The organism is Falsiroseomonas sp., assembly GCF_041690465.1.
Lineage (GTDB): Bacteria > Pseudomonadota > Alphaproteobacteria > Acetobacterales > Acetobacteraceae > Falsiroseomonas.
In genome coordinates this window covers 65,810-78,800 of sequence record NZ_JAWLHG010000012.1, presented here as the reverse complement: position 1 = coordinate 78,800, position 12,991 = coordinate 65,810, and the positions used below count along the sequence as shown (strand labels likewise).

12 protein-coding genes are annotated in these 12,991 nt (G+C 72.4%); 4 read left to right on the top strand and 8 right to left on the bottom strand.

Annotated features, from left to right (window positions below; genetic code table 11):
- Positions 1-41: 41 nt before the first annotated feature.
- The 7 genes from ACESM1_RS13940 to ACESM1_RS13910 form a co-directional block, all read right to left on the bottom strand.
- Positions 42-1,694, bottom strand: coding sequence for an ABC transporter permease (locus ACESM1_RS13940; RefSeq protein ID WP_372620978.1), 1,653 nt, complete (start codon positions 1,692-1,694; stop codon positions 42-44).
- Positions 1,695-1,705: 11 nt separating this feature from the next.
- On the bottom strand, positions 1,706-2,695 hold the full coding sequence (locus tag ACESM1_RS13935) for an ABC transporter substrate-binding protein (RefSeq protein WP_372620977.1): 990 nt from the start codon (positions 2,693-2,695) through the stop codon (positions 1,706-1,708).
- A 110-nt stretch (positions 2,696-2,805) separates the two neighbouring features.
- A complete protein-coding gene (locus ACESM1_RS13930; RefSeq protein WP_372620976.1) occupies positions 2,806-3,396 on the bottom strand; it encodes a hypothetical protein in 591 nt (196 codons plus the stop codon).
- 398 nt (positions 3,397-3,794) lie between these two features.
- Positions 3,795-5,102 carry a citrate synthase gene (gltA, locus tag ACESM1_RS13925; RefSeq protein ID WP_372620974.1) on the bottom strand — a complete coding sequence of 436 codons (1,308 nt, stop codon included), beginning with the start codon at positions 5,100-5,102 and terminating at the stop codon, positions 3,795-3,797.
- Between the two features lie 145 nt (positions 5,103-5,247).
- Complete coding sequence (locus ACESM1_RS13920; RefSeq protein WP_372620972.1) at positions 5,248-5,751, bottom strand: thermonuclease family protein; 504 nt, start codon at positions 5,749-5,751, stop codon at positions 5,248-5,250.
- A 192-nt stretch (positions 5,752-5,943) separates the two neighbouring features.
- On the bottom strand, positions 5,944-7,467 hold the full coding sequence (locus ACESM1_RS13915; RefSeq protein WP_372620970.1) for a CHAD domain-containing protein: 1,524 nt from the start codon (positions 7,465-7,467) through the stop codon (positions 5,944-5,946).
- A gap of 5 nt (positions 7,468-7,472) precedes the next feature.
- Complete coding sequence (locus ACESM1_RS13910) at positions 7,473-8,030, bottom strand: SixA phosphatase family protein (protein WP_372620969.1); 558 nt, start codon at positions 8,028-8,030, stop codon at positions 7,473-7,475.
- Between the two features lie 184 nt (positions 8,031-8,214).
- On the opposite strand from ACESM1_RS13910, the gene ACESM1_RS13905 reads away from it, so the two are divergent.
- The 4 genes from ACESM1_RS13905 (at position 8,215) to ACESM1_RS13890 (ending at position 11,911) form a co-directional block, all read left to right on the top strand.
- Positions 8,215-8,937, top strand: a complete 723-nt coding sequence (locus ACESM1_RS13905; RefSeq protein ID WP_372620967.1) for an SDR family NAD(P)-dependent oxidoreductase — start codon at positions 8,215-8,217, stop codon at positions 8,935-8,937.
- A gap of 4 nt (positions 8,938-8,941) precedes the next feature.
- Positions 8,942-9,550, top strand: a complete 609-nt coding sequence (locus ACESM1_RS13900) for a DUF6134 family protein (RefSeq protein ID WP_372620965.1) — start codon at positions 8,942-8,944, stop codon at positions 9,548-9,550.
- Positions 9,547-11,115: a cryptochrome/photolyase family protein gene (locus ACESM1_RS13895; RefSeq protein WP_372620963.1), complete on the top strand. Its 1,569-nt coding sequence runs from the start codon at positions 9,547-9,549 to the stop codon at positions 11,113-11,115. The genes ACESM1_RS13900 and ACESM1_RS13895 overlap by 4 nt, the downstream gene beginning before the upstream one ends.
- A 223-nt stretch (positions 11,116-11,338) precedes the next feature.
- Positions 11,339-11,911: a hypothetical protein gene (locus ACESM1_RS13890; protein ID WP_372620962.1), complete on the top strand. Its 573-nt coding sequence runs from the start codon at positions 11,339-11,341 to the stop codon at positions 11,909-11,911.
- Positions 11,912-11,954: 43 nt separating this feature from the next.
- Here ACESM1_RS13890 and ppk2 read toward each other — a convergent pair whose 3' ends face one another.
- On the bottom strand, positions 11,955-12,935 hold the full coding sequence (gene ppk2, locus ACESM1_RS13885) for a polyphosphate kinase 2 (protein ID WP_372620961.1): 981 nt from the start codon (positions 12,933-12,935) through the stop codon (positions 11,955-11,957).
- Positions 12,936-12,991: the final 56 nt, after the last annotated feature.

Below are 12,991 nucleotides of genomic sequence, written 5' to 3'. Positions count from 1 at the left end.
GCTTCCTGCGGCCCGGGCGCCGCGGAGGCAGCCGTGCCCTCCTATGGCCGCCAGGGCAGCGTGCCGGGCGGCAGCTTCCGCGCCGCCAGCGTCGCCGCCGCCATCAGGGCCGCCATCAGCGCCAGCGCCAGGCAGGAGACGGCGGCCGCGAGCGGCGCATTGCCGCTCTCCTGCAGGCCGAACACCAGCACCCCCAGCGTCTGCGTCCCCGGCCCGTAGAGCAGCGAGGAGACGGTGACCTCGTTCACCGCCTGCAGTGCCACCAGGATGCCGCCAGCCGCCAGCGCCGGGGCCAGCGGCGGCAGGTGGATGCGGAAGATCCGGCGCAGCACGCCGGCACCCATGCCGCGCGCCGCCTCGTCCAGCGCCGGGTCGAGCCGCGCCGCCGCCGCCGCCGCCGGCCGCAGCGCCAGCGCCTGGAAGCGGGTGAGATAGGCGAACAGGATCAATCCCAGCGTCCCATACAGCGCGCCGCCGCCGGGCAGCGACAGCACCACAAGGATGGCGGCAACCCCGGTGCAGGCGCCAGGCAGGGCATAGGGCAGGTCGGTCGCCGCGCTCGCCGCGCGCACCGGCCGGGCCCGCAGCACCAGCGCGGTCGGCAGCGCCACCAGCGCCAGCAGCGCCGCCGCACCGATGGAGAGCAGCAGCGAATTGCCGAAGGCCCAGGCGGTATGCGCGCCGGGCGAGAGCGCCGCGGCGAAATGCCGCCCGGTCACCGTCGCCGCCGAGAGTTCCATGCCCAGCGCCGGCACCAGCGCCGCCGCCAGCAGCGCCAGCAGCGGCACCAGCAGCACCAGGCCGAAATACAGCCCCACCAGCGCTAGCACCGCCAGGCGCATCGGCCGGGGCAGCGGCACCGGGGCGAAGGGCTGCCGGCCCGCCGCCGGCGCCCATCGTGCAGCCAGCGCCTGCAGCAGCAGCGCGGGTGCGGCCAGCACCGCCAGCAGCACCGCCAGCGCCGCCGCCTGCTCCAGCGAGGCTGGCCCTCCCGCGGACAGCATCTGCCAGATCAGCACTGGCAGCACCGTGTAGCGCGCCGGGATGCCGAGCAGCGCACCGACCCCGAAATTGCCGAGCGCCGCCACATAGGCGAGGCCCGCCCCGGCCAGAAGGCCCGGTGCCAGCAATGGCCAGACCGCGCGCCGCAGCGCCGCCTCCGGCGTCGCCCCCAGGCCCCGCGCGGCCAGCAGCACCTCGCCGGGCACGCGACGCAGCAGGGCGGCCACCGCGAGCAGCACCAGCGGCGCCGCCTGCACCGCCAGCAGCACCGTCATCCCCGCCGGCCCATAGACCGGGTTCGGCGTGCCCATCGGCGGCGCGAAGCCAAGCGCCAGCAGCAGCGGCGAGGCCGGCCCGCTGGCCTGGATCCAGCCCAGCGCCATCACCTGTGCCGGCACCAGCGCCGGCAGCACCGCGAGGAAGAGCAGCAGGCCACGCCGGGGCAGACCGCGCAGCAGCAGCGCCCAGGCCAGCGCGCCGCCGATCACCGTCGCCAGCGCCGCGGCGCCGAGCGAGATGCGCAGGCTGCGGCCGGCAGCACGCCACACCGCGGGGTCGGCGAAGGCCGCCGCCACCGCGCCCTGGCCGAGTGCCTCGGCCAGCAGCCGGATCAGCGGTGCCGCGCCGACCATCAGCAGCCAGGCGGTGACGCCGGCGACCAGCAGCCGTGCAGGGCCGAGGGAGGCCGCCAAGGTGCGGTGGCTCAGCCCCCGACGAGCTGGGCGAAGCGGCGGAGCGTCTCCTGCTGCTCGCGCGCTGCGCGGGCGCTGTCGAAGGGCATCACCTTGATGGTCTTCGGGTCAGGGAAGCCGGCCGGCGGCGGCACCGAGGGGTCGGCCGGCAGGAAGCCTTGGCTGGCGGCGAGCAACTGCCCCTCCGGGGAAAGGAGGAAGTTGAGGAAGGCGACCGCGGCCGGCACGTTGCGGGCGGTGGAGAGAATGCCCGCGGGCTCGGTGATGGCGGAGACGCCATCCTCGGGGAAGATGAAGCGCACCGGGGCGCCCTTCGCGGATTCGCGGATCGGCAGGTAGTCGATGACGATGCCGAAGGCGCGCTCCGCCCCGGCCACCGCCTGCATCACCGGCCCATTGCCGCCGCGCGCCTGCACGCCGTTCTGCACCAGCCGCTCCACATAGGACCAGCCGAGTGCCGGGTTCTGCACCAGCGCCTGCACATGGATGGCCGCTGCGCCGGAGACGGCGGGCGAGGGCATTGCCACCTGGTTGCGGGCCCGGGCATCCAGCAGATCGGCCCAGCCGCGCGGCACGAAGGGCGCGCGGACATGGTGCATGATGCCGGTGGTGATCAGCTTGGTGCCGAAATAGGCGCGGCCGGGATCCACATGCGCGGCCGGCACGCCGGCGACCTGCACCTCCGGGCTCGGGCGCAGCCGGCCATCGGCCTTCAGCCCCTCGAAGGTGAGGCTGTCGGCGACCAGCAGGAGGTCCGGCCGCGGATTGCCGGCGGCAATCTCGGCGCGCAGCCGGGTCATGATCTGGCCAGTGCCGGCGCGGATCCACTCGACCTGCACGTTCGGGTGGCGGCGGCGGAAGGCCTCCACCGTGGCGGCAGCGTCGGGTTCCAGCTGCGAGGTGTAGATCACCAGAGGCCCGGAAACCTCTTGCGCCGCGGCGGGGCGGATCGCCGCCGCCGCCAGGCTCGCCACCGCCATCCCGAATGCACGACGCCGCATCTGAGTCCCCCCGTTGCCGAACTGGCCCGATCTAGCCGTGCCGGCGCCGTTCGGGCAGGGGGTGATTGTGAAGATACGATGTTCAGTCCGCCGGCGGCCGGCGGCCGGCGTCAGGCAAAGGTCATGAAGTTCGCCGCCGCCGAGGCCCGCCCGATCAGCGCGGCCAGCGCCGGGTCCTCATGCCCGCGCTCGGCGGTCAGCGCCTCGATCGGACAGAAATACTCGTGGGGGTGCGGCACCTGGCCCTTGGCGACCGACTGGTAGTGCCGCGCCTTCAGCCCGTAGAGCACCCGCATGTCGCGGATCGGCAGCACCAGCGGCTCGGTCGGCTCCTCCCGCAGCAGCCGGATCAGGTGCCAACGGGGCGTCGGATCGTTCGGCTCGGCCTGCTCCAGCAGCCAGCGCACCGGGCAGACCACCAGCAGGGAGGAGGTGGAGGGCGCGAAGCGTGCCCGCTTGTCCTGCAGGTTGGGAACCGAGCCGCAGGCCTCGATGCACAGGATGTCGGCCCAGCGATCGTCGGGGTCCGGGCTGAAATGCAGCCAGAGCCCGTCGGGGATGGTGCGGAAGGTGCTGCTGCCCGGCAGCTTGATGAAGGGCTGACCGAGGATGTTGGCCTCGCCCGGTCTGGCGCGCAGCCAGATGCCCGACTGCCGCTGCGTCCGCGGGGCGCCCGGCGGGCGCTGGGGCCATTGGCGCAACCGGCGGCGGACGAGCTCGTCAACGGACCTTGCAGTATGAGGAAGGACGCGCTCGCGCATTTGGTTCAACCTTTCTGGCGAAATCAACTCTCGGTAGAACAATTCCAGGTGAGCGCTTCCTTATCAAGAGGGTTTTTTTAGTTTCTGTAGGAATCTGCGCGCGTTGGTTGTGATGAGCGTGATGCGAATGGCGGCAAGCTTCTGACGTTGGCCCCGGATGCCTGCTTTCCATCCTGCGAAGGCAACTGCATGCTTCCTTCGGAGGCATTCTATTACAGCCACTTGCCGCCAATATTTGATGATCTACGCGAGCAGATCCTGCGCTTGCCCAAAAAGAAAGGCCCTGCCCGCGGATGCGGGCAGGGCCTTGCCGGACGGAACGGCTGGTGGGGTGGGCGTCAGCCGCGCTGGGCGGCGGGCACGTAGTCGCGCTGGGCCGGGCCGGTGTAGATCTGCCGGGGGCGGCCGATGCGCTGGGAGGGGTCCTCGACCATCTCCTTCCACTGGCTCACCCATCCGACGGTGCGCGCCACCGCGAAGATCACGGTGAACATGCTGGTCGGGATGCCCATCGCCTTCAGGATGATGCCCGAATAGAAATCCACGTTCGGATACAGCTTCCGGGAGACGAAATAGTCGTCCTCCAGCGCCACCTTCTCCAGGGCCATGGCCATGTCGAGCAGCGGCTCGTCCTTGATGCCGAGCTCCGCCAGGACCTCGTGGCAGGATTGCTGCATGATCTTCGCGCGCGGGTCGAAGTTCTTGTAGACCCGGTGGCCGAAGCCCATCAGCTTCACGCCCGAGTTCTTGTCCTTCACCTTCTCGATGAAGGCCGGGATGTTGTCCACGTGGCCGATCTCGGCGAGCATCTTCAGCACCGCCTCGTTGGCGCCGCCATGCGCCGGGCCCCACAGCGCGGCAATGCCGGCGGCGATGCAGGCGAAGGGGTTGGCCCCGGTGGAGCCCGCCAGCCGCACCGTCGAAGTCGAGGCGTTCTGCTCGTGGTCGGCGTGCAGGACCAGGATCCGGTCCATCGCCTTGGCCAGCGTCGGCGAGACGTTGTACGGCTCGGCCGGGACCGAGTTCAGCATGTAAAGGAAATTGGCCGCGTAGCTGAGGTCGTTGCGCGGGTACACGAAAGGCTGGCCGAGCGAGTACTTATAAGCCATCGCCGCGATGGTCGGCACCTTGGCGATCAGCCGGAAGGCGGCGATCCGGCGCTGCTCGGCGTCGTTGATGTCGAGGTTGTCATGGTAGAAGGCGGCCATCGCGCCGACCACGCCGCACATGATCGCCATCGGGTGCGCATCGCGGCGGAACCCGTCGTAGAAGCGGCGCAGCTGCTCATGCACCATCGTGTGGTAGGTGACGCCCTTCTTGAATTCGGCCAGCTGCTTCGGGTTCGGCAGCTCGCCGTTCATCAGCAGGTAGCAGACCTCGATGAAGTCGGAATGCTCGGCCAGTTGCTCGATCGGATAGCCGCGGTAGAGCAGCACACCCTCGTCACCGTCGATGTAGGTGATCTGGCTCTCGCAGCTTGCGGTCTCGCCATAGCCGGGGTCGTAGGTGAACACGCCGAGGTCGGCGTAGAGCTTGCGGATGTCCACCACGTCCGGTCCGAGGACGCCCTTCAGGACCGGCAGGCTCGTGCTGCGGTTCGACCCGTCGAGCGTGAAGGTGACTGTGCCGTTCGGGGTACTGGCCATGATCTGCTTCCTCGAGGGGAAGTGCCGCTGCTGCTCGCGGCACCGTTATGGTGCGCCGCAAGATAGGGGCGGCTTCCCGGCCTTGGCAACGTCGCCCAGACGTCTCGGCGCGTGCATATTGTCGTGGCCTGTGGCGCCGGTGCCCTCAGTTGCGGCTGCGCCACGTCTCCGGCCGCGTGAATCCGCCCGCCCAGAGGCCGCGGGTTGCCTGCCGCGCCTCGGCTTCCAGCCTGTGCAGCGGCGTTTCCGCTTCATCGGCCAGCGCCCAGCCGGAGGCAACCAGGCCGGCATTCAATTCCGCGCCGCCAGCCCGGCAGGCCCCCAGGCCCCGGCCGAACCGGTCCCGCCCGGACACCAGGCAGACCACCGAGCGGCCGTTCACCAGCCGAGACAGCGCCTCCGCCGCAGCGGCGCCGCAGTCGAACCAGCGCCCGGCCCCATCGGTGCAATCCTCGCCGCGATCCGGCGCATCCACGCCGGCCAGCCGCACCGTCCGGTCGCCGAGCCGCAGCGTGTCACCGTCCACCACCCGGACCTCGGCCGCCAGCGCCGACCAATCCTGCTCGCGTGGCGCCGAGCCCATCAGGTCGGGCGGCAGGCCAATGCCGGAGGCGAGCACGGCCAGTGCCGTGACCGCGAGAACCAGCAACGGGGTGCGCCAGCGGAGCGGCTTCGGGGCGGGCCGGAAGATGCGGCGGGGTGACTGCACGGGACCTTGGACAGCGGCGGGTGAGGGCGGCGGAGACGCCTCACGCCTAACCCGAGCCGGGATTCGTATGCAACTACATTTTCAACCAAAAGAGGAATCACAGCCTGAAGAATGACACCAAAGCATTCTTCTTCAGCTTTGATTCCAGTAGATTCCTCCTGCCAGCAGCTCTTCCCAGGCGCGCCTCGCCTTGCCGCGCGCCCGGCGGGCCCGCGCCAGCGCCCAGCCTTCCGCCACGCCGCTCGCCCAGGCGAGGCCACCATCGCCGCGGCTGGCCAGTGCCGTCATCAGGCCATGCGCCACCACCGCGTCATTCGCCAGGCCGAAGGCGTCCTGCACCTCCGCCAGCCGCGCCAGGAAGCGGCGGGCGCGCTTGCGGCCCCAGAGCGGGGCGAACAGCTCGGCGGCATAGCGCATCCGCTTCGCCTCGATCCGCAGCGCGTGGAACTCGGCGTCCGGCAGGGCGGCGATGTCCGTCCCCGCCGCCTCGATCCGCCGCCAGCGCTTGTCGAGCACCCAGGCCGCGAAGTCGGGCAGCGTGCCGGCCCGCCGCTCCGCCGCCACCTCGTCCTCCTCGGCGCGCCACGGCCGTGTCTCGGAAAGGGCGAGGGCGTCCCAGGCGATCGCGCGCAGCTCCGGCCCTTCGAGCGCCGGGCGGAGCGCCGCATAGGCGGCCTCCCGCATGCCGCGGGCGGCGCGGAGCAGCGCGGCGATGCGCGGCTCCTCCGGCAGCGCCTCGGCGATCTCGGCGCCGAGCCCGCCGAGCCAGACATCCCAATCCCGCGCCGGGCCGAGCAGCCCGGCCAAGCCCTTCAGCCTGGCGTCGAAGCCACGCAACGCGGCGCCGTCGCAGGCGGGGCGGAACACCTTGAGCAGCGAGCGCATCCGCCGGATCGCCACCCGCATCTGGTGGACGCCTTCGGGCGTGGTCCCGGCGCGCGCGGCCGGGGCGTGCCAGAGCATCACCTCCGTCAGGTGCCCGAGCGCCAGCACCAGCGCATCCTCCACCCCGAGCTGCGGGTCGAGCAGCGGCGGGCCGAGCCGGCGCGGCCGCGGAGCCTCGGCCCGCGCCAGGGCGCGGCCCTCCTCGGCCAGGGCGGCGCGCGGCGGCAGCGCCGGGAGTTCGGCGGCGAGGTCCCGCATCGCCTCCAGCACCGCCGCGGCGGGGCCGGCGAGGGTGAGGCGCGCGATCGGCGCCTCGTCCGTCACTGCGCGCAGCCTGCCCTTCAGCAGCAGCGCCTCCAACCCGCCCGCCAGGGCGAGGCGCGTGGCGGTGCCGGCGAAGCCCGCCACCGGCAGCAGCGGCGACTTGCCGGCCTCGGGCGGCGCTTCGCCGGCGGCCAGGGTGCCGAGCGTCTCGGGCGGTGCGCCGGGGCGCCAGAGGGTGCTGCGGGCGGGCAGGGTGCGCAGCAGGCGGCGCGGGCCACGGCGCGGCTGCTCCAGCGCCAGGCCCTCCTCGGCCAGCGCGCCATCGGCGGTGTCGAGCCAGCTGACGCCGAACGGGCTGCCGCGGCTGCGCCCGGCGCGCAGGCCCGCCAGCGGCCCGGCGCGGAACAACGCCTCCGCAGCCTCGGGCGGCAGCGCCGCCTCCAGCGTCAGTCGGGTGGTCTCGGGCGCTGCCGCCCGGGTTTCGGACGGGGGGGCGGGGGCAGGCACGTCGGTCAGGCGGAGGCCTCCGTCGGGTCGCCGGCTTCGGCGGCGGGCAGGTCTGCAGGGGGCAGGAAGCGCAGCAGCCGCCCGCCGCCCGGCTCCAGCAGGCGCCAAGGCAGAGCCACCGAGAATTCGGTGAGCGCCCCGGTCGGGTAGCCGTGTGCCAGCCGCTCGGCCATCCGCCCGCCACCGGCCATGCCGCCCGGCCCGGCGAGCGCCATGGCGAGTTCGTGCAGGCCGGGATTGTGGCCGATCAGCAGCACGCTCCGCGCCGTCTCGCGGACGCCCCGCAGCACCTCCAGCAGGTTCTGCCAGGGGGCGAGGTAGAGCGCGTCCATCGGCTCGACCAGCGGCGAGCCCTCGATCGGCGCCAGGGCTTCCAGCGTCTGCAGCGTGCGCCGCGCGGAGGAGACCAGCACCACATCGGGCGCCAGGCCGAGCTCGCGCATCGCATCGCCCATAGCGAGCGCACTGCGCCGCCCGCGCGCGTTCAGGGGGCGCGCATGATCAGGCAGGCGCGGGTCGTCCCAGGAGGATTTGGCGTGCCGCAGCAGCAGCAACTGTCGCATGGCCGGGCATCCTAAGCACGGCTCGGCGCGGCTGTCTGCCTCGGCCGAGGTCTGGTCGTGTCTCGGTTCGGCCTTGACCGCCGCACCAGGAAACGGCGCCGGCGGCCAAACCGAGACGTTGGGCGGGGTTTCCGCTCCGGCGGCGCGCCCCATCTGACCGCAGCTTGAAGGGAACGGGATGCGGATGGCGGAGCAGGTGATCGTGTTCGGCGCGACGGGCGGGATCGGCGGGGCGCTCGCGCGCCGCCTCGCCGCCCGCGGCGCGACGCCCTTCCTGGTGGCGCGTGACGAGGCGCGGCTGGCGGCACTCGGCATCGAGCTCGGCGCTGGCTGGCACGCGGCGGATGTCACCGACCCGGCGGCGTTGCGCGCGGCGGTGGCGGCGGCAGGCTCGCGGCTGGCGGGGCTGGCCTTCTGCATCGGCTCCATCCTCCTGAAGCCGCTGGCGCGCCTGACGGAGGCGGATTTCGCCGAGACCTTCCGGCTGAACGCGCTGGCGCCGGCGCTTGCGGTGCAGGCGGCGCTGCCGGCTCTGGTGGCCGGAAGAGGCAGCGTGGTGCTGTTCTCCTCCGTCGCCGCGCGGCGCGGCTTCGCCAACCACGCCGCGATCGGCGCGGCCAAGGCGGCGGTGGAGGGGCTTGCGGTCTCGCTGGCGGCGGAGCTCGCGCCGCATGTGCGGGTCAACGTGGTGGCGCCGAGCCTGACGAGGACGCAACTCGCCGAGCCCTTGACGCGAAGCCCCCAGATGGCCGAGGCGATCGCGAAGCAGCATCCGATCCCGCGCCTCGGCGAGGCGGCGGATGCCGCGGCGGCCGCGGATTTCCTGCTCTCCGACGCGGCGGGCTGGATCACCGGCCAGGTGCTCGGCGTGGATGGCGGGCGAGGTGCGCTCGCCGGCAAGGGATGACCGCATGATGTTCCGCCGCCTTCTGCTCGGCTTCGCGCTGGTCCCGCTGTTCGGAGACCGCGCCCGCGCGGCGCCCACCGACATCGCTTTCCGCATCCGGCGGGAGGGGCGGGATGTCGGCACCCACACCGTGCGCTTCCGCGAGGATGGCGACCTGCTGCGCGCGCGCAGCGAGATGCGGATCGAGGTGAAGCTGATGGGCTTCACCGTCTTCCGCTTCAACCAGGACACCGAGGAAGCCTGGCGCGGTGACAGGCTGGCTGCACTCGAAAGCCGCAGCGACCGCAACGGCCGGGTCGGCGGGTGCCGGGCGATGGCGGAAGCGGCGGGCATCCGCCTGCGCGGCACCGCCGGCGAGGCGCTGATCCCTGCGGACGCGGCGCCGCTGACCTGGTGGCGCGCGGCCACGCTGCGCCGCGACGTGCCGCTGTTCGACGTGCGGGAAGGGCTGCCGGTGGCGCCAAGGCTGGAGCGCCGCGCCGAAGGCGGCGTGCAGCGGATCAAGGTGATCGGCGGCGAGGGCGCGGAGGTGCTCTACGACGCGGCGGGCAACTGGATCGGCTTTGCCACCACCGGCGACGATGGCAGCGCCGTGACCTACGCGAGAGCGTGACGACACTCCGCATCGTCCTCGGCGACCAGTGTTCCGACGCGCTGTCGGCGCTGGAGGGGCTGGATCCCGCGCGCGACGTGGTGCTGATGGCGGAGGTGCGCGCGGAATGCACCTATGTCCGCCACCACAAGCAGAAGATCGTGCTGGTGCTCTCCGCCATGCGCCACTTCGCGGCGCGGCTGCGCGAGCGCGGCGTGCGGGTGGCGTATGTGATGCTCGACGATCCGGCGAACGTGCAGACCCTCGCCGGGGAGGTGCTGCGCGCGGCGGCGCGGCTGAAGCCGGCGCGCATCATCTGCACCCATCCCGGCGAGTGGCGCGTGCTGCAGGACATGCAGGGCTGGCAGCAGGCCACCGGCATCCCGGTCGAGATCCGCGAGGATACGCGCTTCCTCTGCTCGCTCGATCGCTTCCGCGCCTGGGCCGGCACGCGCAAGCAGCTGCGGATGGAGTTCTTCTATCGCGAGATGCGCCGCGCCACCGGCCTTCTGATGCAGGCGCCCGACCAGCCCGATGGCGGGAAGTGGAACTTCGACCAGGACAACCGGGAGGCGCTGCCGCGCGACCGCCGCCCGCCGCAGCCGCGGCGCTTCCCACCCGATGCGGTCACGCGCGAGGTGATGGCGCTGGTCGCGCGCGAGTTCCCCGGGCATTTCGGCACGCTCGATGCCTTTGCCTGGCCGGTGACGGCCGAGGATGCGCAGGCGGCGCTCGACGACTTCATCCGCCACCGGCTGCCGGAGTTCGGCCGCTTCCAGGACGCGATGGCGGACGGCGAGCCGACGCTGTTCCATGCGCTGATCGCCGCCGCGCTGAATGTCGGCATCCTCGATCCGCGCGCCGCCTGCACGGCCGCCGAGCGGGCGTACCGCGCGGGCGATGCGCCGCTCAACGCCGCGGAGGGCTTCATCCGGCAGATCCTCGGCTGGCGGGAATATGTGCGCGGCCTCTACTGGCTGCGCATGCCAGCCTACCGAGAGACCAACGCCCTGGCGGCGACGCGCCCGCTGCCCTGGTTCTACTGGTCGGGCGAGACGGAGATGGCCTGCCTGCGCGCGGCGATCGGGCAGACGCGCGACCTCGCCTACGCCCATCACATCCAGCGGCTGATGGTGACCGGGAACTTCGCGCTGCTCGCCGGGCTCGATCCGGCGCAGGTGAATGAGTGGTACATGGTGGTGTACGCGGATGCCTATGAATGGGTGGAACTGCCCAACACCCATGGCATGGCGCTGTTCGCCGATGGCGGCGTGATGGCCTCCAAGCCCTATGCGGCGTCGGGCGCCTACATCAACCGCATGTCGGACCATTGCCGCGGCTGCGCCTTCGACGTGAAGGCGGCGACCGGGGCGCGCGCCTGCCCCTTCAACTTCCTGTACTGGGACTTCATCGCCCGCCATGCGGAGCGGCTGGCGCGCAATCCGCGGATGGCGATGCCGCTGCGCACCCTGGCGCGCATGGGTCCGGCGAAGGTGCAGGCGATGCGGGCGCAGGCCGGCCACTTCCTGGCAGCGCTGGAGCAGGGCGCGCCCGTGGCGCCGCCGCACCAGCCGAGCCTGGTCTAGCCCGTCTTTCTCACCATCCACGCGCGCCCTCGCTTGGTCTCGGTGGTGACTGGCATTCCGCGGTGCTCACCAAGACAACCTGTCTTGGCTGCGCGCCGCGGAATGCCAGTCACCACCGATCCCGGCGCGATGTTCGCGCGGTCTGGTGAGAAATCCGGGCCAGCGGCGATCAACCCCGCGCCACCGGCGCATCCCGGCGGACACCAGGCCGTTACCACCGTGCATGACAGGGAACCCGAACCGACCGCGCGCAGCCGAAACGCTCCGCCGCATCCGTGCAGCCGGGCTGGCGGCGGCGCTGCTGTTCGCGTTGACGGGCTGCGAGGCGGTGCGCGAGGTGGACGAGGCGATGCGCCGGGTGGACGTGCTGGACCGGCTGTTCGAGCCGGACCGCTTCCCGCCGATGGCGCCCGCTCCGCCGCTGCCCTCCCTGCCGCCGCAGCCGGCGCCCGCGCTGCCGCCGCCCGATCCGGCGACCGATCCGGCGATCCTCGCCGAACCGCTGCCCAGCCTGCCGCCGGCCGAGCCTGTTCCCGCGACCGGGCGCGAGGCGCCGCCGGCCGCGACCGAGGCGGCTTCGGCCGATCCGGCGCTGCGCACCACGGCGCTGCTGCGCAGCAATCCCTGGCTGACGCGCTTCTGGTCGGCGCTCAGCGGGGCGCAGCAGGAGCGCGTTGCCCGGCGCCTGCAGGCCGGGCGCGCGCCGATGCTGCGCACGGAGATCGCCACCGCCTGGGACCGGATGGGTCTCGACGAGCGGGTGCGCCTGATCTACGGCGACGGCACGGGCGCCTGATGGGCGTGCCCGCCTTCGGTGCGCACGCGCGGGCGCCCGCGGGCTATCCCCGCGTGCGCCGCTGTTCCGGGTGCAGCGCGGCGCCGAGGATGTGCGCGCTCCGGCCGATCACATGCGCCGCGCCGCCGACGATCAGCGGATCAGGTGCATGCACCACCGCCTGGTCCTTGCCGGGATGGGGCAGGGTGCTGAGGAAGTGGCGCATCGCCTCTAGCCGGGCGCGGCGCTTGTCGTCCGACTTCACGATCGTCCAGGGCGCATCGGCGGTGTCGGTGTAGAAGAACATCGCCTCCTTCGCCTCGGTGTAGTCATCCCATTTATCGAGGCTCGCCTTGTCGATCGGTGAGAGCTTCCACTGCTTCAGCGGGTCGGTCTCGCGTGCCTCGAACCGGCGCAGCTGCTCGTCGCGGGTCACGCTGAACCAGAACTTGAACAGCCGGATGCCGGCACGCGCCAGCATCCGCTCGAGATCCGGTGCCTGGCGCATGAACTCCAGGTATTCGGCCGGCGAGCAGAAGCCCATCACGCGCTCAACGCCGGCGCGGTTGTACCAGGAGCGGTCGAAGAACACGATCTCGCCGCCAGCCGGCAGGTGCTCGATGTAGCGCTGGAAATACCACTGGCTGCGCTCGCGGTCGGATGGCTTCTCCAGTGCCACGACGCGCGCTCCGCGTGGGTTCAGGTGCTCCATGAAGCGCTTGATGGTGCCGCCCTTCCCGGCGGCGTCGCGGCCCTCGAACAGGATGACGATCCGCTCGCCGGCGTCCTTCACCCAGGCCTGCGCCTTCAACAGCTCCACCTGCAGCGGCTTCACGCGCTGGAGGTACTCCTTTTCGGTCAGCCGCGTCGCGTAGGGATACTCGCCGCTCTCGAAGGCGTGGCGGACGGTGTCCGGATCGTGGCGCATCGCGGCACGGCGGGGCGGGCGTACTAGCTCGGCGGCGGCGCCGGCGATGCTGCGCGCGGCCTCCGGCGTCGGCTCGTCGACGGCAGCGGCGGCGATGGGGGTCCCGTCATCGGGCATCTGGGCTCTTCTCCCGGCGCGGGATGCGCCGCGGGCGAGCCTGCCGCAATCGGACC

Excerpts from the sequence above, each read along its gene's own strand:
- ppk2 (WP_372620961.1), bottom strand. The coding sequence starts at position 12,935 with ATGCCCGATGACGGGACCCCCATCGCCGCCGCTGCCGTCGACGAGCCG.
- gltA (WP_372620974.1), bottom strand. The coding sequence starts at position 5,102 with ATGGCCAGTACCCCGAACGGCACAGTCACCTTCACGCTCGACGGGTCG.
- ACESM1_RS13890 (WP_372620962.1), top strand. The coding sequence starts at position 11,339 with ATGACAGGGAACCCGAACCGACCGCGCGCAGCCGAAACGCTCCGCCGC.
- ACESM1_RS13900 (WP_372620965.1), top strand. The coding sequence starts at position 8,942 with ATGATGTTCCGCCGCCTTCTGCTCGGCTTCGCGCTGGTCCCGCTGTTC.
- ACESM1_RS13935 (WP_372620977.1), bottom strand. The coding sequence starts at position 2,695 with ATGCGGCGTCGTGCATTCGGGATGGCGGTGGCGAGCCTGGCGGCGGCG.
- ACESM1_RS13910 (WP_372620969.1), bottom strand. The coding sequence starts at position 8,030 with ATGCGACAGTTGCTGCTGCTGCGGCACGCCAAATCCTCCTGGGACGAC.
- ACESM1_RS13905 (WP_372620967.1), top strand. The coding sequence starts at position 8,215 with ATGGCGGAGCAGGTGATCGTGTTCGGCGCGACGGGCGGGATCGGCGGG.